The sequence below is a fragment of the Yoonia vestfoldensis DSM 16212 genome, from assembly GCF_000382265.1.
Classification (GTDB): domain Bacteria; phylum Pseudomonadota; class Alphaproteobacteria; order Rhodobacterales; family Rhodobacteraceae; genus Yoonia; species Yoonia vestfoldensis.
This window is the reverse complement of record NZ_KB907977.1, coordinates 101,055-125,799: the sequence shown is the minus strand read 5'-3', so window position 1 is coordinate 125,799 and position 24,745 is coordinate 101,055. Positions and strand designations below refer to the sequence as shown.

The 24,745-nt window shown below is 61.5% G+C and carries 32 protein-coding genes; 18 read left to right on the top strand and 14 right to left on the bottom strand.

The genetic code is table 11. From position 1 onward, the window contains the following. The first annotated feature begins 73 nt into the window (after positions 1-73). The 4 genes from leuC (at position 74) to H147_RS0106520 (ending at position 4,172) form a co-directional block, all read left to right on the top strand. A complete protein-coding gene (gene leuC / locus H147_RS0106535) occupies positions 74-1,477 on the top strand; it encodes a 3-isopropylmalate dehydratase large subunit (protein ID WP_019954549.1) in 1,404 nt (467 codons plus the stop codon). Further along, positions 1,477-2,082, top strand: coding sequence for a 3-isopropylmalate dehydratase small subunit (gene leuD / locus H147_RS0106530; RefSeq protein ID WP_019954548.1), 606 nt, complete (start codon positions 1,477-1,479; stop codon positions 2,080-2,082). Before leuC ends, leuD begins: the two co-directional genes overlap by 1 nt. A gap of 327 nt (positions 2,083-2,409) precedes the next feature. Further along, positions 2,410-3,189 carry a hypothetical protein gene (locus H147_RS0106525; protein WP_245541114.1) on the top strand — a complete coding sequence of 260 codons (780 nt, stop codon included), beginning with the start codon at positions 2,410-2,412 and terminating at the stop codon, positions 3,187-3,189. A 17-nt stretch (positions 3,190-3,206) separates the two neighbouring features. Continuing rightward, entirely contained in the window at positions 3,207-4,172 is a 966-nt protein-coding gene (locus tag H147_RS0106520) for an endonuclease/exonuclease/phosphatase family protein (RefSeq protein WP_019954546.1), read from the top strand. On the opposite strand, the gene H147_RS0106515 is transcribed toward H147_RS0106520, so the two are convergent. Beyond that, on the bottom strand, positions 4,110-5,018 hold the full coding sequence (locus H147_RS0106515; protein ID WP_019954545.1) for an NAD-dependent epimerase/dehydratase family protein: 909 nt from the start codon (positions 5,016-5,018) through the stop codon (positions 4,110-4,112). The genes H147_RS0106520 and H147_RS0106515 overlap by 63 nt on opposite strands. Positions 5,019-5,109: 91 nt before the next feature. On the opposite strand from H147_RS0106515, the gene H147_RS0106510 reads away from it, so the two are divergent. From H147_RS0106510 to H147_RS0106500, 3 genes are read left to right on the top strand one after another with little or no spacing between them, the layout of a single operon-like run. After that, positions 5,110-6,006, top strand: a complete 897-nt coding sequence (locus H147_RS0106510) for a LysR family transcriptional regulator (RefSeq protein ID WP_019954544.1) — start codon at positions 5,110-5,112, stop codon at positions 6,004-6,006. 56 nt (positions 6,007-6,062) lie between these two features. After that, positions 6,063-7,166: a 3-isopropylmalate dehydrogenase gene (leuB, locus tag H147_RS0106505; protein ID WP_019954543.1), complete on the top strand. Its 1,104-nt coding sequence runs from the start codon at positions 6,063-6,065 to the stop codon at positions 7,164-7,166. After that, positions 7,166-8,143 carry a DMT family transporter gene (locus H147_RS0106500; protein WP_019954542.1) on the top strand — a complete coding sequence of 326 codons (978 nt, stop codon included), beginning with the start codon at positions 7,166-7,168 and terminating at the stop codon, positions 8,141-8,143. Before leuB ends, H147_RS0106500 begins: the two co-directional genes overlap by 1 nt. Before the next feature lie 3 nt (positions 8,144-8,146). Here H147_RS0106500 and H147_RS0106495 read toward each other — a convergent pair whose 3' ends face one another. Next, positions 8,147-8,956, bottom strand: a complete 810-nt coding sequence (locus H147_RS0106495; RefSeq protein WP_019954541.1) for a division plane positioning ATPase MipZ — start codon at positions 8,954-8,956, stop codon at positions 8,147-8,149. Between the two features lie 394 nt (positions 8,957-9,350). On the opposite strand from H147_RS0106495, the gene H147_RS0106490 reads away from it, so the two are divergent. Then, positions 9,351-10,676 carry a DEAD/DEAH box helicase gene (locus tag H147_RS0106490; RefSeq protein ID WP_026352311.1) on the top strand — a complete coding sequence of 442 codons (1,326 nt, stop codon included), beginning with the start codon at positions 9,351-9,353 and terminating at the stop codon, positions 10,674-10,676. Positions 10,677-10,749: 73 nt separating this feature from the next. On the opposite strand, the gene H147_RS0106485 is transcribed toward H147_RS0106490, so the two are convergent. The 3 genes from H147_RS0106485 to rplS form a co-directional block, all read right to left on the bottom strand. Beyond that, positions 10,750-11,127, bottom strand: a complete 378-nt coding sequence (locus H147_RS0106485) for a hypothetical protein (protein ID WP_019954539.1) — start codon at positions 11,125-11,127, stop codon at positions 10,750-10,752. 317 nt (positions 11,128-11,444) lie between these two features. Further along, positions 11,445-11,666: a 50S ribosomal protein L31 gene (gene rpmE / locus H147_RS0106475; protein ID WP_019954537.1), complete on the bottom strand. Its 222-nt coding sequence runs from the start codon at positions 11,664-11,666 to the stop codon at positions 11,445-11,447. A gap of 11 nt (positions 11,667-11,677) precedes the next feature. Then, positions 11,678-12,061 carry a 50S ribosomal protein L19 gene (rplS, locus tag H147_RS0106470; protein WP_019954536.1) on the bottom strand — a complete coding sequence of 128 codons (384 nt, stop codon included), beginning with the start codon at positions 12,059-12,061 and terminating at the stop codon, positions 11,678-11,680. Between the two features lie 503 nt (positions 12,062-12,564). On the opposite strand from rplS, the gene H147_RS0106465 reads away from it, so the two are divergent. Both H147_RS0106465 and H147_RS0106460 read left to right on the top strand, forming a co-directional pair. Then, a complete protein-coding gene (locus H147_RS0106465; protein WP_211216521.1) occupies positions 12,565-13,341 on the top strand; it encodes a porin family protein in 777 nt (258 codons plus the stop codon). 2 nt (positions 13,342-13,343) lie between these two features. Beyond that, positions 13,344-14,042 (top strand): hypothetical protein, encoded by a 699-nt coding sequence (locus H147_RS0106460; protein ID WP_162561641.1) that lies wholly within the window; start codon positions 13,344-13,346, stop codon positions 14,040-14,042. Between the two features lie 72 nt (positions 14,043-14,114). Here the strand turns inward: H147_RS0106460 and trmD are convergent, their stop codons facing one another. The 8 genes from trmD to H147_RS19430 form a co-directional block, all read right to left on the bottom strand. After that, positions 14,115-14,921: a tRNA (guanosine(37)-N1)-methyltransferase TrmD gene (gene trmD / locus H147_RS0106455; RefSeq protein WP_019954533.1), complete on the bottom strand. Its 807-nt coding sequence runs from the start codon at positions 14,919-14,921 to the stop codon at positions 14,115-14,117. Next, entirely contained in the window at positions 14,914-15,429 is a 516-nt protein-coding gene (gene rimM, locus H147_RS0106450; RefSeq protein ID WP_019954532.1) for a ribosome maturation factor RimM, read from the bottom strand. The genes trmD and rimM overlap by 8 nt, the downstream gene beginning before the upstream one ends. Then, a complete protein-coding gene (locus tag H147_RS21165; RefSeq protein WP_019954531.1) occupies positions 15,422-15,574 on the bottom strand; it encodes a hypothetical protein in 153 nt (50 codons plus the stop codon). Before H147_RS21165 ends, rimM begins: the two co-directional genes overlap by 8 nt. 51 nt (positions 15,575-15,625) lie before the next feature. Beyond that, positions 15,626-16,012: a 30S ribosomal protein S16 gene (rpsP, locus tag H147_RS0106440; RefSeq protein ID WP_026352310.1), complete on the bottom strand. Its 387-nt coding sequence runs from the start codon at positions 16,010-16,012 to the stop codon at positions 15,626-15,628. 48 nt (positions 16,013-16,060) lie between these two features. After that, positions 16,061-16,357, bottom strand: a complete 297-nt coding sequence (locus tag H147_RS0106435; RefSeq protein WP_019954529.1) for a chorismate mutase — start codon at positions 16,355-16,357, stop codon at positions 16,061-16,063. Continuing rightward, positions 16,350-16,910 (bottom strand): GNAT family N-acetyltransferase, encoded by a 561-nt coding sequence (locus tag H147_RS0106430; RefSeq protein WP_019954528.1) that lies wholly within the window; start codon positions 16,908-16,910, stop codon positions 16,350-16,352. The genes H147_RS0106435 and H147_RS0106430 overlap by 8 nt, the downstream gene beginning before the upstream one ends. Further along, a complete protein-coding gene (gene ffh, locus H147_RS0106425; RefSeq protein ID WP_019954527.1) occupies positions 16,907-18,397 on the bottom strand; it encodes a signal recognition particle protein in 1,491 nt (496 codons plus the stop codon). The genes H147_RS0106430 and ffh overlap by 4 nt, the downstream gene beginning before the upstream one ends. Before the next feature lie 172 nt (positions 18,398-18,569). After that, on the bottom strand, positions 18,570-18,941 hold the full coding sequence (locus H147_RS19430) for a hypothetical protein (protein WP_019954526.1): 372 nt from the start codon (positions 18,939-18,941) through the stop codon (positions 18,570-18,572). Positions 18,942-19,053: 112 nt separating this feature from the next. Here H147_RS19430 and H147_RS0106415 point away from each other — a divergent pair, with 112 nt between their 5' ends. Both H147_RS0106415 and H147_RS0106410 read left to right on the top strand, forming a co-directional pair. Beyond that, positions 19,054-19,926 carry a LysR family transcriptional regulator gene (locus H147_RS0106415; protein ID WP_019954525.1) on the top strand — a complete coding sequence of 291 codons (873 nt, stop codon included), beginning with the start codon at positions 19,054-19,056 and terminating at the stop codon, positions 19,924-19,926. Then, positions 19,923-20,801 carry a DMT family transporter gene (locus H147_RS0106410; RefSeq protein ID WP_019954524.1) on the top strand — a complete coding sequence of 293 codons (879 nt, stop codon included), beginning with the start codon at positions 19,923-19,925 and terminating at the stop codon, positions 20,799-20,801. The genes H147_RS0106415 and H147_RS0106410 overlap by 4 nt, the downstream gene beginning before the upstream one ends. Here H147_RS0106410 and H147_RS0106405 read toward each other — a convergent pair. After that, on the bottom strand, positions 20,761-21,117 hold the full coding sequence (locus H147_RS0106405) for an ArsR/SmtB family transcription factor (RefSeq protein WP_019954523.1): 357 nt from the start codon (positions 21,115-21,117) through the stop codon (positions 20,761-20,763). The genes H147_RS0106410 and H147_RS0106405 overlap by 41 nt on opposite strands. A gap of 207 nt (positions 21,118-21,324) precedes the next feature. Here H147_RS0106405 and H147_RS0106400 point away from each other — a divergent pair, with 207 nt between their 5' ends. From H147_RS0106400 to H147_RS0106375, 6 genes are all read left to right on the top strand, one after another. Then, a complete protein-coding gene (locus H147_RS0106400) occupies positions 21,325-21,660 on the top strand; it encodes an AtpZ/AtpI family protein (RefSeq protein ID WP_019954522.1) in 336 nt (111 codons plus the stop codon). After that, the gene (locus H147_RS0106395; protein ID WP_026352307.1) at positions 21,650-22,402 is read left to right on the top strand and encodes a F0F1 ATP synthase subunit A; all 753 of its coding nucleotides are present in this window, start codon (positions 21,650-21,652) and stop codon (positions 22,400-22,402) included. Before H147_RS0106400 ends, H147_RS0106395 begins: the two co-directional genes overlap by 11 nt. A gap of 58 nt (positions 22,403-22,460) precedes the next feature. Then, complete coding sequence (locus H147_RS0106390) at positions 22,461-22,685, top strand: F0F1 ATP synthase subunit C (RefSeq protein ID WP_019954520.1); 225 nt, start codon at positions 22,461-22,463, stop codon at positions 22,683-22,685. 81 nt (positions 22,686-22,766) lie between these two features. Next, a complete protein-coding gene (locus tag H147_RS0106385) occupies positions 22,767-23,312 on the top strand; it encodes a F0F1 ATP synthase subunit B' (protein WP_019954519.1) in 546 nt (181 codons plus the stop codon). 3 nt (positions 23,313-23,315) lie between these two features. Beyond that, positions 23,316-23,873 carry a F0F1 ATP synthase subunit B gene (locus tag H147_RS0106380; protein WP_026352306.1) on the top strand — a complete coding sequence of 186 codons (558 nt, stop codon included), beginning with the start codon at positions 23,316-23,318 and terminating at the stop codon, positions 23,871-23,873. A gap of 125 nt (positions 23,874-23,998) precedes the next feature. Then, positions 23,999-24,739: a CPBP family intramembrane glutamic endopeptidase gene (locus H147_RS0106375; protein WP_019954517.1), complete on the top strand. Its 741-nt coding sequence runs from the start codon at positions 23,999-24,001 to the stop codon at positions 24,737-24,739. The last annotated feature ends 6 nt before the right edge of the window (positions 24,740-24,745 follow it).

The following is a 24,745-nucleotide window of genomic DNA, read 5'->3' as shown; positions in this document are numbered from 1 at the left end:
ATCCTCGCGCGGGGCTGACGCCCGCCGTTTCCGCACGCCTGCACACATCTGAAATCTGATACGGGAGAGGACAATGTCCCCCAAAACGCTTTATGACAAAATCTGGGATGCGCATGTCGCGCATGAGGCCGAAGACGGCACCTGCCTGCTGTATATCGACCGCCATCTGGTCCATGAAGTGACCAGCCCGCAAGCCTTTGAAGGGCTGCGTCTGGCCGGTCGCAAGGTGCACGCCCCCGACAAGACCATCGCCGTGCCTGACCACAACGTACCCACGACGCTCGACCGTGCCAATGGCGGCATGAACGAGGAATCGCGCATTCAGGTCGAGGCGCTCGATACCAATGCGCGTGAATTCGGCATCCATTATTACCCTGTTTCCGATGTGCGTCAGGGCATCGTCCATATCGTCGGCCCCGAACAGGGCTGGACATTGCCCGGCATGACCGTCGTCTGCGGCGACAGCCATACCGCGACCCATGGCGCATTCGGCGCACTGGCCCACGGGATCGGCACGTCAGAGGTGGAACATGTGCTGGCGACCCAAACACTGATCCAGAAGAAATCCAAGAACATGAAGGTCGAAATCACCGGCAAACTGGCCCCCGGTGTGACTGCCAAGGATATCACCCTGTCGATCATCGGCGCGACGGGCACCGCAGGCGGCAACGGCCATGTCATCGAATATTGCGGCGAAGCGATCCGTGATCTGAGCATGGAAGGGCGGATGACCGTCTGCAACATGGCCATCGAAGGCGGCGCGCGGGCCGGCATCATCGCGCCTGACGAAAAGACATTCGCATACTGCAAAGGCCGCCCGCACGCCCCTAAAGGCGCGCAATGGGAAGCGGCTGTTGCCTATTGGAAGACCCTTTTCACCGACGAAGGCGCGCATTTCGACAAGGTCGTCACCCTGCGTGGCGAAGACATCGCACCTGTCGTGACATGGGGCACCTCGCCCGAGGATGTGCTGCCGATCACGGCGACCGTGCCTGCGGCTGACAGTTTCACGGGCGGCAAGGTCGGGGCGGCGCAACGCTCGCTTGATTACATGGCGCTGACGCCGGGCACCAAGCTGACCGATATAGCGATTGATACCGTGTTCATCGGGTCCTGCACCAACGGCCGGATCGAGGATCTGCGCGCTGCCGCCGCGATCCTGAAGGGCAAAAAGAAAAAAGACGGGCTGCGCGCCATGGTCGTCCCGGGGTCCGGTCTGGTCCGCGCCCAGGCCGAGGAGGAGGGTCTGGCGCAGATCTTCATTGATGCCGGTTTTGAATGGCGGCTTGCAGGCTGTTCCATGTGCCTTGCGATGAACCCCGACCAGCTTGCCCCCGGCGAACGCTGTGCCGCTACATCCAACCGCAACTTTGAAGGCCGCCAAGGCCGCGGCGGTCGCACCCATCTGATGTCGCCCGCGATGGCGGCGGCAGCGGCGATCACCGGAAAACTGACCGACGTGCGGGAGATGATGTAATGCAAAAATTCACCAAACTCAGCGGGATCGCCGCACCCTTGCCCTTGGTCAATATCGACACCGATATGATCATCCCCAAGCAATTTCTGAAAACGATCAAACGGTCGGGCCTTGGTGTGAACCTGTTCGATGAAATGCGCTATGATCAGGACGGCAACGAAATTCCCGATTTCGTGCTGAACAAACCGCAATACCGTGATGCCCAGATCCTTGTCGCGGGCGAGAATTTCGGTTGCGGGTCAAGCCGCGAACATGCGCCCTGGGCGATTGCCGATTTCGGCATCACCTGCGTGATCGCACCGAGCTATGCCGATATCTTTTACAACAACTGTTTCAAGAACGGCATCCTGCCGATCACCCTGCCACAGGATCAGGTCGATATCCTGATGAAAGACGCCGAAAAAGGGTCCAACGCACGGATCGAAGTCGATCTGGAGGCGCAGACGATCACATCATCGGACGGGGATGTCTTTCATTTCGAGGTCGATTCCTTCAAGAAACATTGCCTGATGAACGGGCTGGACGATATCGGCCTGACGCAGGAAAAAGCGGCAGCCATTGCCGGTTTCGAAGCAAAGGCAAGCGCCGAACGCCCCTGGGTCTGACCCCCGCGCCATCGCCTGAACGCCGCATCCTCGGGTGCGGCTTTCGCGTTTTCAGGACATTTGCAGCCGCAGCGCGATGGTTGCAATCACGCACCAGTCCCCGCCTAAATCATTGAACCTGTTCCTTGAATGATCCCCCGCCCTTGCAGACCGAAGGTCGTTCAGGCCAAATTGTAAGGCGGGGGCTTGTTGTGATGCGGATCGCGTTGCAGCCGGCAAAGACACTGATCGCAGGGCCTGCTTTGCGGTCATCTGGGAGTACTTGCAGTGTTGTTACGACTGCCAGCGGCGATTGTGAGGGCGATCCTTGTCGTGATGCTTGTCATCATGCCATCGGCGCTGCTTCTTGGAAGCGGCACCGATGCGACACAGGTTGTTGTGCTGGTGGCGATCTTTGCCGCGCTCTTCACCATTGTCGAGTATAGCGCTGCCAGCCCCAGCCTTGTGGAATTCCGCGATGCGCCGCCGTTCAACAGGATGCGATTCTCGGCGCTGTTTGCCACGGTGCTTTGTCTTTCGATGATCTTTCGAGGGTATGACAACCCGTCCGAAATGACCGCCATGTTCGAAGCCAGCGGCGTGGCGATCGGCAGAGTTATCGATTTCCCCTATTCACCCGTCAGGCTGATGGTGCTGATGATGCCCGAAGGCACCGATCCGGCCTTGCTGGACCGGATGCGGCATGCGGCGGGGCTAAGTTATCTGATCGCGCTGTTTTCGATTGTCTGGTTCATCCTGCTTTTGCGGTTGCAACGCTGGCCACGGCGCGGCGGCGCGTTCAATGTCTGGGTCAACCTGCCCACATTCGATCCGACAGCCGGCGGAGACGTCGTGACGCGGTTGCAACGCGACGGCCGCGTTAACATCATCTTAGGGTTTTTGCTGCCATTTCTGGTCCCGGCGGCGTTCAAATTGTTGTCGGTCTTTGGCACGCCGATCAATCTGGAAAACCCGCATACCTTGATCTGGACGGTGACGGCATGGGCGTTTCTGCCTGCGAGTATCCTGATGCGCGGTGTCGCATTGACCCGCGTCGCGGACATGATCCAGATGCAGCGCGACAAGGTCCGCGACCGCGCGGCCTCCGCAGCCTTGGGAGAGCTCTGACAATCGGATTGTGGCCCTTGGCTGCCACCGCCGACGATCTGCGCATCGCGACCTATGCTGCACCTCTCAACCGTGAAGGGCCGGGGTTGCTGCTGCGCGATATTCTGGGCGGCGACGATCCGCAGATCGAAGGGATTGTCGCGATTATCGCGCAAGCCGATCCCGATGTGCTGGTGCTGACGGATTTCGACTATGATCTTGACGGTTTCGCACTGGCGGCCTTTGCGGCGCTGTTCGACCCGGCCTATCCGCATGTCTTTGCGCTGCGGCCCAATACGGGGATGCCGACAGGGCTGGACATCGACCAGAACGGACGGCTGGGCGAGCCGCGCGATGCGCAGGGGTACGGGCTTTTCAACGGCAATGGCGGGATGGCGATCCTGTCGCGTCTGCCCATCGACGCAGGCGGCGTCACCGACCTGTCCGCGCTCTTGTGGCGCGATCTGCCGGGGGCCGATCTGCCGGTGCAGGATAGCGCACCGTTCTTTCCGCAGGCTGTGCTGGACGTGCAGCGCCTGTCTACGACCGGCCATTGGGTCGTGCCGGTCCTGCCGCCCGATGCGCCGCCTTTTGCGGTCATGGCGTTTTCGGCCAGTCCCCCCGCCTTTGACGGGGCAGAGCGGCGGAATGTCTTGCGCAACCGTGATGAATTGCGGCTGTGGGAACAGGTGCTGGCGGGGGATTTCGGCCCCTTGCCGGATGATTTCCTGATCGCAGGCAATGCCAATCTTGACCCGCTGGGCGGTGATGGCGACCGCGCCGCCATGGCCGCGTTTCTGGCGCATCCTGTGTTGCAGGACCCTTTGCCGGGCCAGCCCACCGCCGACTGGCGCGACCTTGGCATCGGGATGCTGCGGGTCAGCTATGTCCTGCCGTCACGGGATTGGCAGGTGGTCGATGCCGGTGTGGTTTGGCCCGCGTCAGGCGGTGACGGACCGGATATCGGGGCGCATCATCTTGTCTGGGTGGATGTCCGCCGGTAGGCCCGCCAACATCACGGACCGCAGGTCGGTCGCGCGGAAATCGGGCAGGAGTTCTGCAAACCGGCCTCCGCCGATCTGGTGCGGCATGGTGTAAAGATACCGCATCTCGCGCATCTCATAGGCCAGCGGCCAGACAGGGCTGAGAACGGTCATCAGCCACCACGGAAACGCCTGCAAGGTGATGGGTCGTGTGCTAACAGTCTGGATCACGGCGCGCAGGTCCTCCGCGCTGAAGGCATGACCGGGAAAGGGGATGTCCGCGAAATCGTCCAAGCTGTGCCGCCTGTCCGCCAGCATCACGGCGGCGCGTGCCCAGTCGGGCACATAGCAATAGGCCTGCAACGCCGCAGGATCGCCGCCATGGGTGATCCGGCCTTTGGCGATGTCGCGCAGGACGAACAGACGCATGATGTCGTCATTGCCCACGGGGTCGATGAAATTGCCCGCCCGCAGCACGATGGTCCGCACGCCCGCCGCGCGATAGGCCGCTTCCATCGCGATCCTGATCCGGCCCTTGCGGGTGGTCGCCAGATGCGGTGTGTTTTCATCCAGCACGCCAGGTTGGTTGCCGTAATTGTAGAGATTGCCGGGGATGATGACGGTCGCTCCACTGGCCTTGGCGGCGGCGATGACCTGCGCCGTGATCGCGGGGATCGCCTGCGCCCAGTTGCGATAACCGGCGGGGTTGAACCCGTTCACGATGACGTCGCAGCCCATGGCCGCCGTCGTCATATCGTCGGTTGCGCGGTTGAACTGGCGCACGGTCCAACCGGCGTTCCAGAAGGCTTCGGCGGCATGGCTGCCGATCTTGCCGGACGCGCCGAGGATAAGAACATTCTGCGACATCGCATGTCTCCTGCTACTGATAGGGCAAGATTTACCTATTCAGGTTGCGCAGAATATTGCCTAAATGCGTTGATCATGTATTCATTTGTGAATGAATAAACCGCTCACCTCGCTCGACTGGTCTTTGGTGCAGGCGTTTCTGGCCGTGGCCGAAACCGGCAGTCTGTCGGCGGCTGCGCGCCAGATTGGCACCAGCCAGCCGACCTTGGGGCGGCAAGTCAGGCAGATCGAGCGGCAATTGGGGGCCGAGCTTTTCCTTCGGCAGCCGCGCGGTCTGGCGCTGACTGATATCGGCGCAGCACTTGTCCCGCCTGCGACCGCGATGCGTGATGCCGTGCAACGCATCGCGCTTACAGCGGCGGGCAGACAGGCCAGCCTTGCGGGCACGGTCCGCATAACCGCCAGCGTGTCGACCTCGGCGCTGCATCTGCCGCAGATCATCGCCGGTATCCGCGCGCTCGAACCGCAGATCGAGATCGAGCTGGTGCCAAGCGATGACACCCGCAACCTTTTGTACCGAGAGGCAGATATCGCCGTGCGCATGTACCGCCCGACACAGCTTGACCTGATCACGCAGCATATCGGGGACATGCAGTTGGGGATTTTCGCCGCCAAGACCTATCTGGCGACGCGCGGCACACCCCGGACCAAAGCCGACCTGATGCAGCATGATTTTGTCGGCTATGACACAAGCCCTGCAATCATCGACGGATTCCGTGCCGCAGGCATCGACGTGCCGCGCCAGTTCTTCTCGGTACGCTGCGACGACAACATCGCCTATTGGGAATTGGTGCGCGCGGGCTGCGGGATCGGTTTTGCGCAGGCATCCGTCGGGCGGGCCGATCCCTTGGTCGAACACCTCGACCTGGATCTGCCGCTGCCTGTCCTGCCGGTCTGGCTGACAGCCCACGAGGCGATGCGCCAGACACCCCGCATCAGGCGGGTCTGGGATATCTTGGCGGCGGGGTTGCGGCCTCTGGTATCTTGAACCTTGGCGCGCGGCGCGTTACGCCAAGACAACATCTCTTGCAAGGAACACACCCAATGGCCAACCCATCCCTTTTGATCCTCGCCGGTGACGGCATCGGCCCCGAGGTCATGGACGAGGTCAAACGCATCATCGACTGGTTCGGCGCGAAACGCGATCTGGCCTTTGACGTATCCGAGGATCTGGTGGGCGGTGCTGCATATGACAAACACGGCGTGCCGCTGCATGACGACACGATGGCCAAGGCGCAGGCGGTTGATGCCGTGTTGCTCGGCGCTGTAGGCGGGCCGAAATACGACAACCTCGATTTCAGCGTCAAACCCGAACGCGGGCTGTTGCGCCTGCGCAAGGAAATGGACCTGTTCGCCAACCTTCGTCCTGCGCAGTGTTTCGACGCGCTGGCGGATTTTTCGTCGCTGAAAAAGGATATCGTCGCCGGTCTTGATATCATGATCGTGCGCGAACTGACGTCGGGCGTCTATTTCGGCGAACCGCGCGGCATCCATATGGAAGACAACATGCGCGTGGGCATCAACACCCAACGCTATACCGAGGCCGAGATCGAGCGCGGCGCGCGCGCGGCATTCGAGCTGGCGATGAAGCGGGGCAAGAAGCTGTGTTCGATGGAAAAGGCCAACGTGATGGAAAGCGGCATCCTGTGGCGCGATGTCGTCACCGAGGTGCACCGCGATTATCCCGAGGTCGCCCTGTCGCACATGTACGCCGACAATGGCGCGATGCAGTTGGTCCGCGCGCCCAAGCAGTTCGACGTGATCTACACCGACAACCTGTTCGGCGATATCCTGTCCGATTGCGCCGCGATGCTGACCGGCAGCCTTGGCATGTTGCCGTCCGCTTCGCTGGGTCTGCCGATGGCCAATGGCCGGCCAAAGGCGATGTACGAACCCGTTCATGGCTCCGCCCCCGATATCGCGGGCCAAGGCAAGGCGAACCCGATCGCCTGTATCCTGTCGTTTGCGATGGCGCTGCGCTATTCCTTCGACCAAGGCGCAGAAGCTGACCGTCTCGAAGCCGCGATCGAAAAAGTGCTCGCCGATGGCGCGCGCACGGCCGATCTGATGGGCCCCGAAGGCGGCGTGCCGCTGTCCACAACACAGATGGGTGACGCGATCCTCGGCGCGCTCGACGCAAGCCTGTGATGGCCCCGAACGCCAAAGGTGCGCTGATTGCGCTGGCCGCTTTTGGCGTTTTCGCGACACATGACGTCGTTGTAAAAATTCTGGGCGGCATCTATTCGCCGGTCCAGATCGTGTTCTTCTCCGTGCTGCTCAGCTTTCCGCTGGCGACCTTCACGCTCATGCGCGACAGCAAACCGGGGACGCTGGTGCCGATCCATCCATGGTGGATGGCCACGCGCGCAGTGGCGACGGTCATCACCGGCTTCACAGCGTTTTACGCCTTTTCGGTGCTGCCACTTGCGCAGGTCTATACGATCCTTTTCGCATCGCCCTTGTTGATCACGGTTCTTGCAATCCCGGTGTTGGGCGAAACGGTCCGCATCCGGCGCTGGGCGGCCGTAATCGTGGGGCTGATCGGCGTGCTCGTTGTCTTGCGCCCCGGATCAACGGAATTGTCGCTGGGCCATCTGGCGGCGCTGACGGCGGCGATCGGCGGATCTGTCGCCTCGATCATCGTGCGCAAGATCGGGTCCGAGGAACGGCCCGTCGTCATGCTGCTTTACCCCATGGCGCTGAATTTCGTGGTGATGGCGGCAGCCTTGCCATTCGTCTATCAGCCGATGCCGATCGAACATCTGGGGCTGCTTGGGGTCATCGCGATCTTTGCCTGGATCGCCAGCCGGATGATCATATCGGCCTATCAGGCGGGCGAGGCGGCGATCATCGCGCCGATGCAATACAGCCAGATCATCTGGGCCACGATTTTCGGTTTTTTCTTCTTTGATGAATTGATCAATCTGAACACCGCCGTCGGTGCCAGCATCATCATCGCCAGCGGCATGTATATCGTCCTGCGCGAAAGCCGCAGTGGCGCGTCCGAAAACACGCCCGTCCTTCGCACGCGATCTCGGTCCGAAACCGGCATCATTCCCCGGATCAGCATGCTGGTGCGCGTTTCTGGCAAGACTTTGCCGGGGCAGGAAAAAGCCCCCGACTAGCGGTCAGAAATTGGCTTTGACACCCGGCAGGTCCAGCGCTTTGACCAGATCGCGCAATTCCTGCCGCGCGGCCACGTTCGAGATGTTCAGCCCCTTCACCCCGATGTCGCGCAAATCCAGCAGGGTCAGCCCGCGCGGGAACAATTCGCGGAAAATCACCCGTTCGTTGAAACCGGGGGCGGTGCGGAACCCGATCCGGCGGGCCAGCTTGTCGATCACGCGCTGCATCTTTTCCTTGTTGACCATGGCCTGTGCGCCCATCCGGTTGCGCACGACCACCCAGTCGATCGGTTTTAGCCCGGCCTGTGCGCGTAACTGCCGCGCGTTCCAGACCATTTCTGAATAGATCGACGGGCCGGTGATTTCCTCACCCTCGCTGTCGACATGGGCGAGCAGGTCGAAATCGACGAAGCTGTCGTTGAGCGGCGTGATCAGCGTGTCAGCCAGACTATGCGCCACCTGACTGAGCCGTGTGTGCGATCCGGGGCAGTCGATCAAGATGAAATCGCATTCCTGCTCAAGCCGGGCAACGGCCATCGACAGACGATGATCAAAGGCGTTTTCGCCCGGTTTCAGACCGTTCTCGTCGACGTCGGGCAGTTCGTGATAAACAGGCGTTGCCAGATCAAGGCCGGATTTGGCCAGAAAAGTCGTCCTGTTGCCCAGATAGCGCGCCAGCGTGCGTTGCCGCAGGTCAAGGTCAAGCACGCCGACCTTGTGGCCAAGACGCGCCAGCGCTGTCGCCACATGCATGGAAACCGTGGACTTGCCCGCGCCGCCTTTTTCGTTTCCGACAACGATGATATGCGCCACGCTGAAATCCTTGTTCTGGCCGAATTGCGCCCACTATATGATGTGGAAATGCCAAGGAAAAGCGCAGCATCGCGTATTTCCATGGTTTTTGAGAGATGTGGTTTTTCACCCATCTTGCCCGCTGTGGTCCGTGCCGCTTGACAAGTGCCGTACAAGCGATCATGTGACACCCAACCGATGCAAGCTGCCGCGTGAGCAGAGCGGGAGACACCCGCAAGGCATCCGTTGAATTTCAGGTTCCCAGATCACGCAGGGGTCCCGCGCCAGATCGGCGCCCGGACAATGCGGTTCAGGCAGTCAGCATATGGCGCAACCTTGCTATGACCTCTGGGGCTCGCCCATGGGTCACACCCATATGCGCGGGCTGCGGTTCGCTGAAAACAGGATATCCACGATGGATTTTGACATGCTGGGCCTTGCGCCCCGATTGATTGCCGTTCTGAAAGAACAGGGCATAACTGACCCCACCCCCATTCAGACGCAGGCGATTCCGCATGCGATGAACGGCCGTGACGTGATGGGCCTTGCCCAGACCGGCACCGGGAAAACGGCGGCCTTTGGGCTGCCGATGATCCACGCGCTGATGAAGGCGGGTGTGAAACCCAACCCCAAGGCGGTGCGCGGTCTGGTACTGGCACCGACGCGCGAACTGGCCAAGCAGATCGCCGACAACCTGACCGCCTATACCAAGGGCAGCCATCTGAAGGTGGCACTTGTCGTGGGCGGGGCAGGGATCACCGCCCAGACCAAACGTCTTGCGGGCGGTGTCGATCTGCTCGTTGCCACACCGGGCCGGTTGATCGACCTGCTTGACCGCCGCGCTGTGCGGCTTGATGAAACCGTCTATCTGGTGCTGGACGAGGCCGACCAGATGCTCGACATGGGGTTCATCCACGCGCTGCGCCGGATCGCGCCCTTGCTCGCCAAGGACCGCCAGACGATGATGTTCTCGGCTACCATGCCGAAACTGATGTCCGAACTGGCCGATGCCTTCCTGACTGATGCCGTGCGTGTGCAGGTCAATCCTCCGGGGCAGGCCGTCAAGAAGATCGCGCAATCGGTGCATTTCGTCGCGCAGGCTGCAAAGACCGACCTGCTGGTGGAACTGCTCGACAAGCACCGGGACGAATTGGCGCTGGTTTTTGGCCGCACCAAACATGGCTGCGAAAAGCTCTATAAAACGCTTGAAGCCAAGGGGTTTGCCGCCGCATCCATCCACGGCAACAAATCTCAAGGCCAGCGCGAACGCGCGATCGAGGCGTTCAAGGCCGGCAAGGTCCGCGTGCTGGTGGCGACTGACGTCGCGGCGCGCGGCATCGATATTCCCGGCGTGCGGCATGTCTACAACTACGACCTGCCCAATGTCGCGGAAAACTATGTCCACCGGATCGGCCGGACAGCACGGGCTGGCGCTGACGGATCGGCCATCGCGCTGGTCGCACCCGATGAGATGATCGAACTGCAGGACATCGAAAAGGCGATGAAGGAAACCATTCCCGTCGCATCCGGTCGTCCGTGGGAGATCATGCCCGGTCAGAAAAAACGGCCCAACGGCGGCGGTGCCGGTGGCGGTCGTCGTGGTGGCGGCGGCGGTGGAAACCGGAGTGCTGCGCCACGTCCGGGGGGGAAACCCGCAGGCGCCGCTGGCAAACCGCAAGGTGGTCGCCGGACAGGTGGCGGTGGCGGCGGTGGCCGGTCGCGCGGCCGGTCTGCGGCCTGACAAAAAAGCCCCGGTGGAAACACCGGGGCTTTTTTTGTGAAGACGGCATGTCGGGCGTGCCTGCAGTGCGGGTTCAGGCCTCGGTACAATCGTATCTTGCTTCGAGGGTTGTCCCCTGTGTCCCATCGCTGCGCGGCCGCGTGGCCGTCCCAAGCTCTCTCACAAGTGTGGCTTGCCCCGAAAGCCGCGGCGAGCCCAGACCGGCGCAGTACCGGGCAACGCGGTTCACCACTTCCTGACGGCTGACCTCATCCACGAAATGAGTGATCAGCAGCGTATCGTAAAGGCGTCCGCTTTCGAGTGGAAACACAAGAAAGAGCCCCTGCCTGTCAGCTGCCTGAGGAAAAACAGATACCATCAGATTTTCCCGCCGCTCGGCTGCGGCCTGCGGATCAACAGCACAACCGGAGAGGAGTGTCAGAATAACTGAAATCGTAGCAATTCGCTTCATGTTTTTTCCTTTTGGCGCGAGATACCTGAAACTAAGCAGTCATCGCTGATGGTTCGGTTGTTTTTTGTCGTAAAGAATGATGCCGAAACGTCAAGGGTTTAAACCCGCGCGTGTGCTGAAGCGCCAGGCGTAGCTGTCGGTAACTGGATAAAATGGTCATTCCAAGGCGCGCACGTCAGATTTCATGCGCGGCAAAACTGCAGTGCCAATCAAGGCAGATCGGCGCGACCGCGTGTCATTGGAACGCAAAACGCCGCCCTGAAGGAGCGGCGTTTCGGTTTTGGTCCGGCGACGCGGTTGCGCCATCTGACGGGTGCTTAGAACCCCAGACCGGCGTATTTGTTCTTGAACTTCGACACGCGGCCGCCGGCGTCCATCAGGCGGGTGCCGCCACCGGTCCATGCGGGGTGCACGGAGGGGTCGATTTCCAGCGACATCTGGTCACCTTCCTTGCCCCAGGTGGATTTCATCTGGACCACGGTGCCATCGGTGAATTTCACGTCGATGATGTGGTAATCGGGATGAATGTCTTTTTTCATGGGACCCGTCCTTATGCCTGAGCGCCGGTAGGCGCCTTGTAGTTGGTGACTTCGGCGATGCGTGCGGATTTCCCGCGACGTGCGCGCAGGTAATACAGCTTGGCGCGACGGACCTTGCCGCGACGGACGACTTCGATGCTGTCGATGTTGGTCGAATGCAGCGGGAACACGCGTTCTACGCCTTCGCCAAAGGAAATCTTGCGCACGGTAAACGATCCGGCGATGCCCGATCCGTTCTTGCGGGCGATGCAGACGCCTTCGTAGGCCTGCACACGGGTGCGTGTGCCTTCGGTCACCTTGTAACCGACGCGAATGGTGTCACCCGCCTTGAAATCGGGGATCGTCTTCCCCAGCGCAGCGATCTGCTCCGCTTCGATCTGTGCGATCAGGTTCATCTGAAGCGCTCCTTATGATACTTGCGGTGGTCCGCAATGTTTCTGTGCCACCAGATAGCTCTTGGTCTTCGTCCGGGTCCCTATCAAAGGATAGTCCCGCCAGAGGTCAGGTCGTCATTCGTTCATTGCGTTTGCCGATGTCTGCGGTGCACCGAAGAACGTGCGGCATCTGACATGGCAATCGAATCCACGCGCCACAGACGCCGGATTGGCGCGGTATATGCGCCTTGCCCTATATATTCAAGCCATTTTCGACAGTGCGAGAGCGGCTTTGAACAGGCGGAAACCGGGGCGCATCTGCAACCGCTGGCTGAAACCGCCTGGGTATCTATGTGCCTGATTTACAGACATAAATATACCTTATTGAAAACAAACTTGCGGCACTGCCCAAGCCTAGCAAAGGTCATTGACCGCTACGTTTCAGTCCGCCTGCCCCTTGTGTGTGCGGACGCCTTCGGGCGCGATTTGCCAAGTAAACTCTGCTCAAAGGTTATTCCCTCAGAATGTATAGAAATATCCCCAGTATGGCAGCGTTGCTGCTGTGCGTCGGCGGGTCTGGCGCGTCTGCGCAGGACCTGTTGCGTGTGATCAACAACCCCGATGCCGACAGAACCGTCACCGTTTCGATCGGCGATACCGAAAAGACGGGCACCGACGGACAGACATCCGACAGTCAGAGCCTGTCGCTGGGGTTTTCCAACCCCGTCAACGACCGGCTCAGCACGACATTCGGCCTGTCATTCACCACGGCCACCTCGACCACGCCGTCGGTCATGGGGCAGACCGATGCCAGCGCGCTGAGCGGTCGGATCGGCCTGACAGCGAAGGTCGGGTCCTACAATACATCGCTGGCGGCGGTGGCCTTTGCCAACCAGCTCGAATCCGACATCACAGGTAGCGGTCAAGTGTCCGATGCACAGACATCCGGCTTTGCCGTCGGCATCAGCCAGCCGGTGCCGCTTGGGGCGACCACGTTTTCCAGTTTCGCGCTGACCTATGTCGGTGTGCCGTCCGAGGATACCGAAAGCCTGACCCTGTCGTCCACCATCAGCCACCGTCTGACCCCGGACTGGACCCTGATCGGCGGCGTGACTGCGCGCTGGTCCAACCAGTCTGTCAATCTGGACGGCGACACCGAACAGCAGTCCTTGCGTCTGGGTGCGGCCTACCGCGTGAACGAACGGGTGACGGTCGGGCTCGACACGACCTATGGCCTGTCGCAGGACGGCGATGATTTCGGTTTGCGCCTTGTGGCGCGCTTTACGATTCCAGGAGCATGACGATGTTGCATTTTTTCAAATTGACTGCGATTGCCGCCGCGGCCTTGTCCTTGGCCGGTTGCGTGACATTCACCATCGAAGGTCAGGCGCGCGCCACAGGTGATGGCAAAGGCGTGATTTCCATTCAGACGGACGGCGCCAGCGGCGAGCAATCCTATGATGTCGAATATACGACCCCCCCAGGCCCTGAAGCGGTCTATCAGGCAGAGGTCGACAAGTTCGAAGAAGAGTACAAGGCCTACAACACGCTGGACAAGGAATGGCGTCCGTCGAGCCTTGTCATCGTGACCGACACGCCGCAAGCAACAGCGCCGATCCCGGTCCCGGTCAGCGACGCCGCTGCCGAGGCCGCACAACAGGTGACGCAAGACCAGGCCGATGGCACCAATACCCCAACCGACCTGATCGAAGCAACGGATCCGACTGATCCGATCGATCCGGTTGATCCGCTGGATCCTTGTGTGATCGATCCGACCGCGGTCGAATGTGGCGGCGGGCCCGATTTCTGCACGGCCAACCCGATGTCACCTGAATGCGCTGTCGACATTTGCATGATGAACCCGATGGCACCCGGATGCGGTGGTGACATGTGCATGATAGACATGATGTCGCCTGAATGTGGTGGCGGCATCCCGATGAACCCTTGTGACATTAATCCCGCAGCGCCCGAGTGCAGCGGTTTTGATCCAATGATCCGTTGAGAGACTGATCCGGTCGCGGCGGATAACCGCGGCCCGGTCTGATCGCCAAAGCGCCCCGCATCGCGGGGCGCTTTATTCTTTGGGCGGGCGACCGGCCTGCACTGCGGCCCACAAATCCGGGCGACGTTCCTGCGTGATCCGTTCCGACATCGCCCGCCGCCAAGCGGCGATTTTCGCGTGATTGCCCGACATCAGCACGTCAGGGATGGCGCGACCCCGCCATTCGGCGGGCTTGGTGTACTGCGGATGCTCCAGCAGGCCGTGGGAATGGCTTTCCTCGACCGCACTTTCGGCATTGCCCAATACGCCGGGCAACAGCCGCACAGTGGCGTCGATCATCGCCTGCGCTGCGATCTCGCCCCCTGTCAGGACGAAATCACCCAGCGAGACCTCGGTGATGCCGAAATGCTCGATCACGCGTTCGTCCACGCCTTCGAAGCGACCGCAAAGCAGGGTCACGCCATCCATGCGCGCCCAGTTGCGCGCCATCGTCTGGTCGAACCTGCGCCCGCGCGGGGACAGATAGACCAATGGCATGATGCCCTTGGCGGCGCTGCGGGCCTCGACGATGGCGGATTCCAGCACATCGGGGCGCAGGACCATGCCCGCGCCGCCGCCCGCGGGCGTGTCATCGACATTGCGGTGCTTGCCGATGCCAAACGTGCGCAGGTCATAGGTCTGCAGTTGCCACAGCCCGTCCTGCAAAGCGCGCCCTGTCAGGCTTTCGCCCAGCACGCCCGGAAAGGCCTGCGGGAACAGCGTGATGATCTGCGCGGTCCACGCACCCGCGAGCAGAGGCGTGTCGGTCATCAATTCGCGCGGTTTCACTGTCGCGCTGATCGACTTGCGCCCGATGGCGCGGGACGGCGTGTCAGTCATCGGTCGCAAAAAGCCCGGCAGGCGGGTCCGCGATGATGCGCCCTGCTTCCAGATCGACGGTCGGCACGGCGGCGCGGGTGAAAGGCAACAGCACGGTGTCGGACTGGCCGGGCACATGCAGTTCCAAAAGCGCGCCAGCACCGTGATCGACGACGGATTTGATCTTGCCCAAGGCGGCACCGCCGGTGTCGAGCACGGCAAGCCCGATCAGGTCGGCATAGTAATATTCGTCATCCGGCAGCGACGGCATTGCCGCGCGGTCGGCGTAAAGGGCGACGTTGCGCAGGGCGTCGGCGTCTTCCTTGGTGACGACGCCGGACAAGCGCGCGGTGAACCCGCCCTTGAGCTGGCCCGTCAGCACCACCTGCGCGATGCTATCGCCGTGTTCGGTGTAAAGCGGTGTGTAATCGGCAATGGCGGCCGGATCGGCGCAGAAGGATTTCAGACGCACCTCGCCTTTGACGCCGAAAGAGCCGCCGATCATGCCGACGATAACGCGGTCATTCATTGATCATCTCCGATGCAAGACAGATGTCCTCGATCCACAGGCCCCCACCGGCCTCGCAGGTCTCTTGCCGACCTTGCCGTTCATAGAGCATCCCCGCCACAAAGGCGAACATCACAAGGATGAGGGTGCGGAGCAAGCGAAACATCGGGGGTGAGGGGGGCAGCCCGGACCTCAGGTCCGGGCCACGATCCGCCGCTTATTCGGCGGCGGCGTCTTCGGCAGGTGCGTTTGCGGCTTCAGTCGCGGCAGCGGCCTTGGCGGCTTTTTCTTCGGCGCGCTTGGTTGCGGCCTTGCCGGGGGTGCCTTTTTTCAGGTTGGCACGGTCTTTCTTCGGCATCACGCCAGCCGCTTCGAGCATGCGGGCCACGCGGTCGGTCGGCTGTGCGCCCTGACCCAGCCAGTGCTGGATGCGGTCCATGTCCATGCGCACGCGGTCTTCGCTGTCTTTGGGCAGCATCGGGGCATAGGTGCCCAGCTTCTCGATGAAACGGCCATCGCGCGGCATGCGGCTGTCGGCCGCGACGATTGCGTAATGCGGGCGCTTTTTGGAACCGCCGCGGGCGAGCCGGATTTTCATAGACATTGTGTTTCTCCTTTTAGAATGTCTGGGGGTGGCGGGGTGAACCCCGCCCTACGATTGATGTTGTTTGTGATGCTGGATCACTTCCTGAATGATGAAGTTCAGGAATTTCTTGGCGAATTCAGGGTCGAGATCGGCCTGTTCCGCAAGTTCGGTCAGCCGTGCGATCTGGGCGGCTTCGCGCGCCGGATCGGACGGGGGCAGGGCGTGTTCGGCTTTCAGCCGGCCCACGGCCTGTGTGTGTTTGAAACGCTCGCCCAAGGTATAGACAAGGATCGCATCCAGCCGGTCGATGCTGGCGCGATGCTCTTTCAGGATCTGTGCGGCGCGGGTGATGGCGTCAGACATGGGCCTGTCCTTTCGGATGGGGATGGCGATAGACCAGCGTGTCGGGCTTCAGGCCAGCCGCCTGCGGGTCAAGCACAGCACCCAGCTTTTCGGCCAGCCGGATCGAGCGGGTGTTGTCGGGCGCGATATAGCTGACCACCGTGTCCCAGCCGAGGCTGTCATAGGCATGGGCAATCGCGGCGCGTGCGGCTTCGGTCGCGATGCCGGTGCCTTGGGCGGCATCCGACAGGATCATCCAGCCGATTTCGGTTTCAGGCCAGTCGGGGGGCGTCCACGGGCCGACAAGACCAAGCGCCGTGTCGTCGTCATGCCGCGTGACCGCCCACATGCCATAGCCGAAAATCTCCCAATGGCCGAGTTCCGAGGCGAAACTGCGCCACGCCTTGCCCAGATCCCTGTGCCCGCCAAACGCGCTGGACCGGTCCGACATCATGAAATCATGAAAGGCAGGCCAGTCATCCGCCGTGGGGCGGCGCAGGGTCAGCAGGTCGGTTTTCAGGTTTTGGCAAACCTGAAGCCTCCGGCGGGGATATTTGGGCTCGGAAGATGTCATTTCTTCTTGCCGAACCCCGACAGACCGGCGGGCAGTTGCATCCCGCCACCCAGACCCGGCAGGCCGCCGCGCCCTTGCAGGGCCTTGGCGGCTTCGGCCATGGCTTTAGGGTCGTTCATGTCGGGCATGCCTTCGGGTGCGCCACCTTTGCCGAACATGCCTTTCATCGCCTGTTTCAGCATCCCGCCCTTGCCCATCTTCTTCATCATATCGGCCATCTGCCGGTGCTGTTTGATCAGCTTGTTGAGTTCGGACACCTCAAGCCCCGCGCCCGCCGCGATGCGTTTCTTGCGCGACGCGGCCAGCAGGTCAGGGTTGGCGCGTTCTTTCTTGGTCATCGAATTGATCAGCGCGATCTGGCGTTTGAGGATGCCGTCATCCATGCCGGCCGCCGCCATCTGTTTGCCCATTTTGGCGGCACCGGGCATCATGCCCATCATGCCTTCCATGCCGCCCATCTTGAGCATCTGTTCGAGCTGCATCTTGAGGTCGTTCATGTTGAACCGGCCCTGCTGGAACCGTTTCATCATGCGCGCGGCCTGTTCGGCCTCGATCGTTTCCTGCGCCTTTTCGACGAGCGCCACGATGTCGCCCATGCCAAGGATGCGGCCCGCGATGCGCTGCGGCTCGAAGGTTTCGATCGCGTCCATCTTTTCGCCAAGGCCGACGAAGCGGATCGGCTTGCCGGTGATCGCGCGCATCGACAGCGCCGCACCGCCGCGCCCGTCACCGTCCATCCGCGTCAGCACAACGCCTGTGACACCGATCTTGTCGTCGAATTCCTGCGCGACGTTCACGGCGTCCTGACCCGTCAGGCCGTCGACGACCAGCAGCGTTTCGCGCGGGTTGGCCACATCGCGCACGGCGGCAGCCTGTGCGATCAGTTCCGCGTCGATATGCAACCGGCCCGCGGTGTCGAGCATATAGACGTCATAGCCGCCAAGTGACGCCTGCACCTTGGCACGTTTGGCGATCTGGACAGGTGTTTCGCCCTTGACGATGGGCAGGGTATCGACGCCGATCTGCATCCCGAGGATTGCAAGCTGTTCCATCGCCGCAGGGCGGTTGGTATCGAGCGAGGCCATCAGCACCTTCTTGCCCTCGCGTTCTTTCAAACGCTTGGCAAGTTTGGCTGTGGTGGTGGTTTTACCAGACCCCTGCAGACCGACCATCAGGATGGGCGCGGGCGGGTTGTCGATCTTCAGCGCGCCGGGGTCTTCGTCGCCGGTCAGGACGCGCTGCAATTCGTCATGTACGATCTTGACGACCTGCTGGCCCGGCGTGATCGACTTGGTGACAGCCTGACCGATGGCCTTGGCCTGCACAGCGGCGACAAAATCGCGCGCGACAGGCAGGGACACGTCCGCCTCCAGCAGGGCGATGCGGACTTCGCGCAGGGCGGTTTTGACATCATCTTCGGACAGCGCACCCTGTTTGGTGAGCTTGTCGAAAACACCTGACAGGCGTTCGGAGAGATTTTCAAACATAGGCCATGGCCCTTTTGTCGTTTCGGTTGCGGCCTATCCTACACCGGACAGGCCAAAGCAGGAACGCCCCCGTGGGCGCAACGCGCTGACGGAGGGCGATCCCCTGAATGCGGGGACCGGAATGCTGTGGCAATCCGGAATATCTGGCATTTATGCCGACAGTCGGGCCGAGTCAACCGCCCTGCAGCTGCGCGATCTTCCGCTTGGTCTGGTCGCGATAGGCGTAGGCGATCGTGCCGGTGCCGGCCATCAGCACCAGCATGTGCAAGTAGGGGGGGCCGACCCAGATCAGGAGGGCGGACAGGCCGATGATCATGGTGACCAGCAGCAGCAGTCCTGCGATCCCTTCCCAGCCGCGCCACCAGAGCAGGCAAGCACCCAGCACCTCGACCGATCCGGTGACGTAGCGGGGGAACTGGCCGAAGCCTATCGCCTCGTAGATCGCGACATCGGTGCTGTAGCCAGTCAGCTTGCGCAGGCCGAAATAGAGGAAGGCGACAGTCAGGGCGGCGCGCAGGGCTACAAGGAAGGCGGGCTGTGTCATGACCAACAGCTAGGCCGCGTAGCCGATTATCAAGGGCGCGTGTTTTCCCTTGCGCTGACGAACGGTTTGCAAGAGTTTCGGCGTGGAGTGTTTGTCAGCGCACGGAACCGAGATGGAAAACTGGGACGAGATCCGTACCGCCTTTCAGGTCGCGCGCAAGGGAACCGTCAGCGGCGCGGCCGAGGAACTGGGCGTGCATCATGCCACTGTGATCCGCCATATCGACGCGTTGGAACAGCGGCTTGGGGTGAAGCTCTTTCAGCGGCACGCGCGCGGCTATACCGCCACCGAGGCAGGGCAGGACCTGTTGCAGGTGGCACAGGCGACCGACGACCAGTTCACCCAGCTTGCCGGGCGGATCAAGGGGCAGGGCGAAGGCGTGTCGGGCGATCTGGTGATTACCTCGCTGGATATGCTGTCGCACCGGCTGACCCCGGTGATGGTGGCGTTCCAGAACGAATACCCCGAGGTCCGCATCCGCTATCGCACCGGCGACCGCGTGTTCCGGCTCGAATACGGCGAGGCGCATGTCGCGATCCGCGCCGGTGCGATGCCCGAAGAACCCGACAACGTGGTGCAGCCTTTCATGTCGCAGCGGATGTCGCTGGTGGCCTCGGCCACCTATATCGACCACTTCGGCCTGCCGGATGGCGCCGACGATCTGCCGCGCCACCGTTTCGTGGTCAGCGACGATGAAAAATCCCGTGCGCCGTTCGAACGCTGGCTGCGCCACCGCGTGCCGGACGCAGCCTTGATGTACCGCGCGTCGGACCCGCGCAACATGCTCGACGCGATCCTTGCGGGGGCGGGGATCGGGTTCGTGATGCAGCAGGAATGTGCGCAATACGACTTGACCGAGGTGATCCCCAGCCTCGAAGACTGGTCAGCCCCGCTCTGGCTTGTCACGCATGTCGATCTGCACCGCACGACCAAGGTGCAGGCCTTCCTGCGGTTCCTCAAGGACCATATGAAGACCGCACCATGACGCAGGCCCGCGCCGGGCATCTGGCGATGCTCGTGTTCTCGACGCTGGTGGCGGGGTCTTTCGCGCTGGGGGCGCTCGCGGCCAATGACATCGCGCCCATCGCGCTGAACGCGGTCCGGTTCTGGATCGCGGTGCTGATCCTGGGTGCGGCGGTGCTTGCGACCGGCGGCATGACGCGCGGGGCGGTGGCAGGGCTTTGGCGCTATCCGGTGCTGGCGGCATTCCTGACGACCTATTTCGTCGCGATGTTCGAAGGGTTGAAGACCGCCCCGCCGGTCAGCGCCGCCGCCGTCTTTACCCTCACGCCGCTGATGGCGGGGGGCTTCGGCTGGCTCATGCTGGGCCAGCGGTTCACGCCGCGCATCCTGCTGGCTTTGCTCATCGGCGGGATCGGCGCGCTCTGGGTGATCTTTCGCGCCGATGTGGCGGCCCTGTTGCGCTTCGAGATCGGGCGCGGAGAGTCGATCTATCTCGGCGGATGCCTTGCCCATGCCGTCTATACCCCGCTGGTGCGGCGGCTGAACTGGGGCGAGCCTGCGCTGGTGTTCAGCTTCGGGGTGCTGTTGGCGGGGGCCATCCTGTTGACCGTGGTCGGCTGGGCCGATCTGCGCGCGACCGATTGGACAGCGCTGCCTGCCGTGGTCTGGATCACGATCATTTACACGGCTGTCTTCGCAAGCGCGGCCACCTTTACCCTGTTGCAATTCGCGACGATGCGCCTGCCCAGCAGCAAGGTCATGGCCTATACCTATCTGGTGCCAAGTTGGGTTATCGTCTGGGGGGTGGCGCTGGGGGGCGCGACGCCACCCGCCGTCGTCACGGCGGGGCTGGGGATCACGATCCTGGCGCTGGTTCTGCTTCTGCGGGAAGACTAGCGAATTCGTGGTCCAGAAACGCCTCGAACGCGTCCAGATCGACAGGTTCCATCTGCCCGAACCCCGCCATCCAGACCGAGGCGGCCCGCAGCGCATCGGGTTCGAGCTTGCACCATTTCACGCGGCCGCGCTTTTCCTGGCTGATCAGCCCGGCCGCGGTCAGCACACCCAGATGCTTGGAAATCGCGGCCAGCGACATGGCGAAAGGCTCCGCCACATCGGTCACGGCCATGTCGTCTTCCAGCAGCATCGACAGGATCGCGCGGCGCGTGGGGTCCGCAAGTGCTGCAAAGGTGATGTCTAGTGATGAAGCCATAACAGCGACTAAGGCATAGGTGATCAAAACGTCAACCATCCGGTTGAATATGGATATCGGGCGAAACAGACGCAGCACGCCTTTCTTTCAACTTCTTTTTTCCAAAAATACTCAATTAAAACAAATGGTTGATATGCTCATGTCGCGGCTTGACTCTGTGTCTGCACCACCCTAAACCCTGCGCAACCTTCCGAGGGGACCAGAAACATGCCGGAACCGCAGGACGCAGACCGCCTGAAGGCGCTCGAAGCGAAGATTGCGGCGCTCAAGACACCGGCCAAGGTCAAGGACCATTCGGAAGAACATTATTCTCAGGCGCAACTTGCCTGGCGGATGGTGATCGAACTCGTGGCCGGTCTGGGGATCGGTTTCGGCATCGGATACGGCCTGGATACCCTGTTCGGGACCATGCCGGTGTTCTTGGTGCTGTTCATATTTTTCGGCCTCGCCGCCGGCGTCAAGACGATGATGCGCTCGGCGGCAGAGGTGCAGTTGAAGCAGCACAAGGCTGCGCAGGAAAAGGGTGACGCTCGTGGCGACTGAACCAGAAACCCAAGGTGGTCTTGTCTTCCATCCGCTGGACCAGTTCATCGTCAAACCCGCTTTTGGGGATGGCGCCGTCAACTGGTATACGGTGACCAACGTCACCGTGTGGATGGGGATCATCCTGCTCGCGATTTTTGCACTGTTCGTGCTGGGCAGCCGTGGCCGGGCGATCATCCCGTCGCGGGTCCAGTCGATCGGTGAATTGATGTATGGTTTCATCTACAAGATGATCGAGGACATCACCGGCAAGGACGGGGTCAAGTATTTCCCCTATATCATGACGTTGTTCGTGTTCATCCTGTTCGCCAATTATCTTGCCCTGATCCCGATGTCATATAGTCCGACCTCTATGATCGCTGTGACGGCGACCTTGGGCTTCGGGGCGTTTATCGCCATCACGATCCTTGGCTTCGTCAAACATGGCGCGTCGTTCCTGAAATTGTTCTGGATGTCCGACGCACCCCTGTTCCTGCGTCCGATCATCGCCGTGATCGAGGTGATCTCCTACATGGTCCGCCCGGTCAGCCTGTCCATTCGTCTGGGCGGCAACATCGCGGCCGGTCACGTCGTTCTCAAGGTGTTCGCCGGTTTCGCGGCACTGGCCATCGCCAGCCCCGCGGCGATCGTCGGCATCGTCGCCATCTATGGGCTGGAGGTGCTGGTTGCCGGCATTCAGGCCTATGTCTTCACGATCCTGCTGTGTGTCTATCTCAAGGACGCGCTTCATCCGCATCACTAATTGGTTGGGTGATATCACCCATCCGCTCTCTCAACTTCCAATCGTAAGGAGAATTCACATGGAAGGCGAACTCGCACATATCGGCGCTGGCCTGGCTGCAATCGGTTCCGGCTTTGCCGCGATCGGCGTTGGCAACGTTGCCGGCAACTACCTGGCAGGCGCATTGCGCAACCCATCTGCCGCTGCTGGCCAGACAGCGACGCTGTTCATCGGTCTGGCATTCGCCGAAGCGCTGGGGATCTTCGCATTCCTCGTCGCGCTTCTGCTGATGTTCGCAGTCTAAGACCTGACCCATATCCTTACGACCGGCCGACGCGATTGACCCGCGTCGGTTGGTAAACCTGCAAGGTATCCGGGGACCATCATGGAAACAGAGACAACAAACATTGCAGGGGCCTGCGTCGATGCTGGGGGTTACGCCCTTGGCATGCCGCAACTTTGCGCCGAATGGATGCCAAACCAGATCTTCTGGCTGGTCGTCACCCTGATCGCGATCTTTTTCGTGATGTCGCGGATCGCGCTGCCACGGATCGGTGCGGTTCTGGCTGAACGGTCCGGCACCATCACCAACGACATCGCTGCCGCCGAAGACCTCAAGAACAAGGCCGCCGAAGCCGAAGCAGCCTATGAACAGGCGCTGAAAGATGCCCGCGCGAAGGCGCAGGAGATCATCACAAAGGCCAAGGCGGAAATTCAGGCCGAACTCGACGTGGAGCTGCAAAAGGCTGATGCCGAAATCGCCGCCAAGACTGCCGAAAGCGAAGCGGCGATTGCCGGGATCCGCGACAGCGCCGTCAAGAACATCACCGAGGTCGCCAAAGATACGGCCAAGGAACTGGTACTGGCCATGGGTGGAAACGCCGATGCCAAGACAATCACCGCTGCCGTCAACGCGCGGATGAAAGGGTAAGCCATGCGAATTCTATTCACTGCCTTGCTCGCTGTCGCCGCCTCGCCCGCGCTGGCTGTCGATTATCCGTTCGTCTCGTTGCGGAACACCGATTTCGTCGTGATGATCGCTTTTGCGATTTTCGTGGGCATCCTGCTTTACTACAAGGTGCCGACGCTGGTCACCGGGATGCTGGACAAGCGCGCCGCGAATATCCGTGCCGAACTCGACGAAGCGAAAGCCCTGCGCGAAGAAGCGATGGCGCTGTTGGCCTCTTACGAACGCAAGCAGAAAGACGTTCAGGTGCAAGCGGACAGGATTGTTGCATCTGCCAAGCAGGAAGCGACTGACGCCGCCGCCGCCGCAAAAGAGGATATCGCGAAATCCATCAGCCGCCGCATGATCGCAGCGGAAGAACAGATTGCTTCGGCGCAGGCCGCGGCCGTCAAGGATGTACGGGATCAAGCGGTGATTGTCGCGGTCGCTGTCGCCAAAGAGGTGCTCGCGGGTCAGATGGACGCCAAATCCGCCGGGTCGCTGATCGACGATTCCATCGCTGTCGTTGCTGACAAAATGCATTGATGCGGCACTTGCCGCGCCTTAGGACAGATCAAAAGCCCGGATGCTGCAGAGCGTCTGGGCTTTTGCGTTGACATGAACCGGCAGCCTCGGAAAACTGTGCGGCGGGGCGGGCAGGAGAAGGCGTAATGTCGCAACTTTGGCGCGGGCTGCTGGCCGCCGCCCTATACATCCTGTGTATTCTGGTCGCGACCGCCTATACCTTTCGGGTCGCCGAACCGCCGGGCGACATGATGGCGACCTTGCTGCGCCTTTTGCCTTTACAGGTTCTGCTCGTCGTCGGCTGCGTGCTTTACGTGCGGCGTTTCGGCGGATGGCGTGTTTTTGGTTTTGGCAACGTGAACTGGCTGGCGCTGATCTGGCTTGTGCCATCGGTCATCGTGATGGCGGCGATGGCTGCGGGTCTGTTGCCGGCATGGCGTGCCGGCGTCTTTGCCGATCTTGGCCTGCTGGCATGGACTTTGCTGATCGGTGTGCCCTTGCTGATCGGGTTCGGCGAAGAGGTGATGTTTCGCGGGATCGTCCTGCGCAGTGCCCTGACCGCATGGTCGGTCATCGCGGCGATGACGATGAGCGCGGTGCTTTTCGCGGTTATGCACACGCCGACCGGCCTGATCGGACAACCGGCATCGGCAACGCTTCAGAACGCGCTTTTTGCGTTGACGGTCGGGTTGTTCCTTGCGCCGGTCGCGCTGCGGGTGGGCAACCTGTGGCCGCTGATCATCTGGCATGCCGTCTGGAACATGCTGATCTTTGCCAGCCAGATCGCCGGTGTGCAGCATGGCCTTGCGCTGATGGGTGTGCTGATACAGGCCGTCATCGCTGGCTGGCTCTGGCAGGACATCGCTAGGCACCACAGGGCGCGATAGGCCCGC

What these genes read in the sequence shown, in the direction of transcription:
- H147_RS0106435 (WP_019954529.1), bottom strand. Translation starts at nt 16,357, where the DNA reads ATGTCTGACGCCATCACCCGCGCCGCACAGATCCTGAAAGAGCATCGC.
- H147_RS0106465 (WP_211216521.1), top strand. Translation starts at nt 12,565, where the DNA reads ATGTATAGAAATATCCCCAGTATGGCAGCGTTGCTGCTGTGCGTCGGC.
- H147_RS19430 (WP_019954526.1), bottom strand. Translation starts at nt 18,941, where the DNA reads ATGACACAGCCCGCCTTCCTTGTAGCCCTGCGCGCCGCCCTGACTGTC.
- H147_RS0106510 (WP_019954544.1), top strand. Translation starts at nt 5,110, where the DNA reads ATGAATAAACCGCTCACCTCGCTCGACTGGTCTTTGGTGCAGGCGTTT.
- leuB (WP_019954543.1), top strand. Translation starts at nt 6,063, where the DNA reads ATGGCCAACCCATCCCTTTTGATCCTCGCCGGTGACGGCATCGGCCCC.
- H147_RS0106525 (WP_245541114.1), top strand. Translation starts at nt 2,410, where the DNA reads ATGCCATCGGCGCTGCTTCTTGGAAGCGGCACCGATGCGACACAGGTT.
- H147_RS0106375 (WP_019954517.1), top strand. Translation starts at nt 23,999, where the DNA reads ATGTCGCAACTTTGGCGCGGGCTGCTGGCCGCCGCCCTATACATCCTG.
- H147_RS0106460 (WP_162561641.1), top strand. Translation starts at nt 13,344, where the DNA reads ATGTTGCATTTTTTCAAATTGACTGCGATTGCCGCCGCGGCCTTGTCC.
- H147_RS0106385 (WP_019954519.1), top strand. Translation starts at nt 22,767, where the DNA reads ATGGAAACAGAGACAACAAACATTGCAGGGGCCTGCGTCGATGCTGGG.
- H147_RS0106390 (WP_019954520.1), top strand. Translation starts at nt 22,461, where the DNA reads ATGGAAGGCGAACTCGCACATATCGGCGCTGGCCTGGCTGCAATCGGT.
- rplS (WP_019954536.1), bottom strand. Translation starts at nt 12,061, where the DNA reads ATGAACCTGATCGCACAGATCGAAGCGGAGCAGATCGCTGCGCTGGGG.
- rimM (WP_019954532.1), bottom strand. Translation starts at nt 15,429, where the DNA reads ATGAATGACCGCGTTATCGTCGGCATGATCGGCGGCTCTTTCGGCGTC.
- H147_RS0106400 (WP_019954522.1), top strand. Translation starts at nt 21,325, where the DNA reads ATGCCGGAACCGCAGGACGCAGACCGCCTGAAGGCGCTCGAAGCGAAG.
- H147_RS0106485 (WP_019954539.1), bottom strand. Translation starts at nt 11,127, where the DNA reads ATGAAGCGAATTGCTACGATTTCAGTTATTCTGACACTCCTCTCCGGT.
- trmD (WP_019954533.1), bottom strand. Translation starts at nt 14,921, where the DNA reads ATGACTGACACGCCGTCCCGCGCCATCGGGCGCAAGTCGATCAGCGCG.
- H147_RS0106405 (WP_019954523.1), bottom strand. Translation starts at nt 21,117, where the DNA reads ATGGCTTCATCACTAGACATCACCTTTGCAGCACTTGCGGACCCCACG.
- H147_RS0106500 (WP_019954542.1), top strand. Translation starts at nt 7,166, where the DNA reads ATGGCCCCGAACGCCAAAGGTGCGCTGATTGCGCTGGCCGCTTTTGGC.
- H147_RS0106490 (WP_026352311.1), top strand. Translation starts at nt 9,351, where the DNA reads ATGGATTTTGACATGCTGGGCCTTGCGCCCCGATTGATTGCCGTTCTG.
- rpsP (WP_026352310.1), bottom strand. Translation starts at nt 16,012, where the DNA reads ATGTCTATGAAAATCCGGCTCGCCCGCGGCGGTTCCAAAAAGCGCCCG.
- rpmE (WP_019954537.1), bottom strand. Translation starts at nt 11,666, where the DNA reads ATGAAAAAAGACATTCATCCCGATTACCACATCATCGACGTGAAATTC.
- H147_RS0106515 (WP_019954545.1), bottom strand. Translation starts at nt 5,018, where the DNA reads ATGTCGCAGAATGTTCTTATCCTCGGCGCGTCCGGCAAGATCGGCAGC.
- H147_RS0106410 (WP_019954524.1), top strand. Translation starts at nt 19,923, where the DNA reads ATGACGCAGGCCCGCGCCGGGCATCTGGCGATGCTCGTGTTCTCGACG.
- leuC (WP_019954549.1), top strand. Translation starts at nt 74, where the DNA reads ATGTCCCCCAAAACGCTTTATGACAAAATCTGGGATGCGCATGTCGCG.
- H147_RS0106415 (WP_019954525.1), top strand. Translation starts at nt 19,054, where the DNA reads ATGGAAAACTGGGACGAGATCCGTACCGCCTTTCAGGTCGCGCGCAAG.
- leuD (WP_019954548.1), top strand. Translation starts at nt 1,477, where the DNA reads ATGCAAAAATTCACCAAACTCAGCGGGATCGCCGCACCCTTGCCCTTG.
- H147_RS0106380 (WP_026352306.1), top strand. Translation starts at nt 23,316, where the DNA reads ATGCGAATTCTATTCACTGCCTTGCTCGCTGTCGCCGCCTCGCCCGCG.
- H147_RS0106430 (WP_019954528.1), bottom strand. Translation starts at nt 16,910, where the DNA reads ATGACATCTTCCGAGCCCAAATATCCCCGCCGGAGGCTTCAGGTTTGC.
- ffh (WP_019954527.1), bottom strand. Translation starts at nt 18,397, where the DNA reads ATGTTTGAAAATCTCTCCGAACGCCTGTCAGGTGTTTTCGACAAGCTC.
- H147_RS21165 (WP_019954531.1), bottom strand. Translation starts at nt 15,574, where the DNA reads ATGTTTCGCTTGCTCCGCACCCTCATCCTTGTGATGTTCGCCTTTGTG.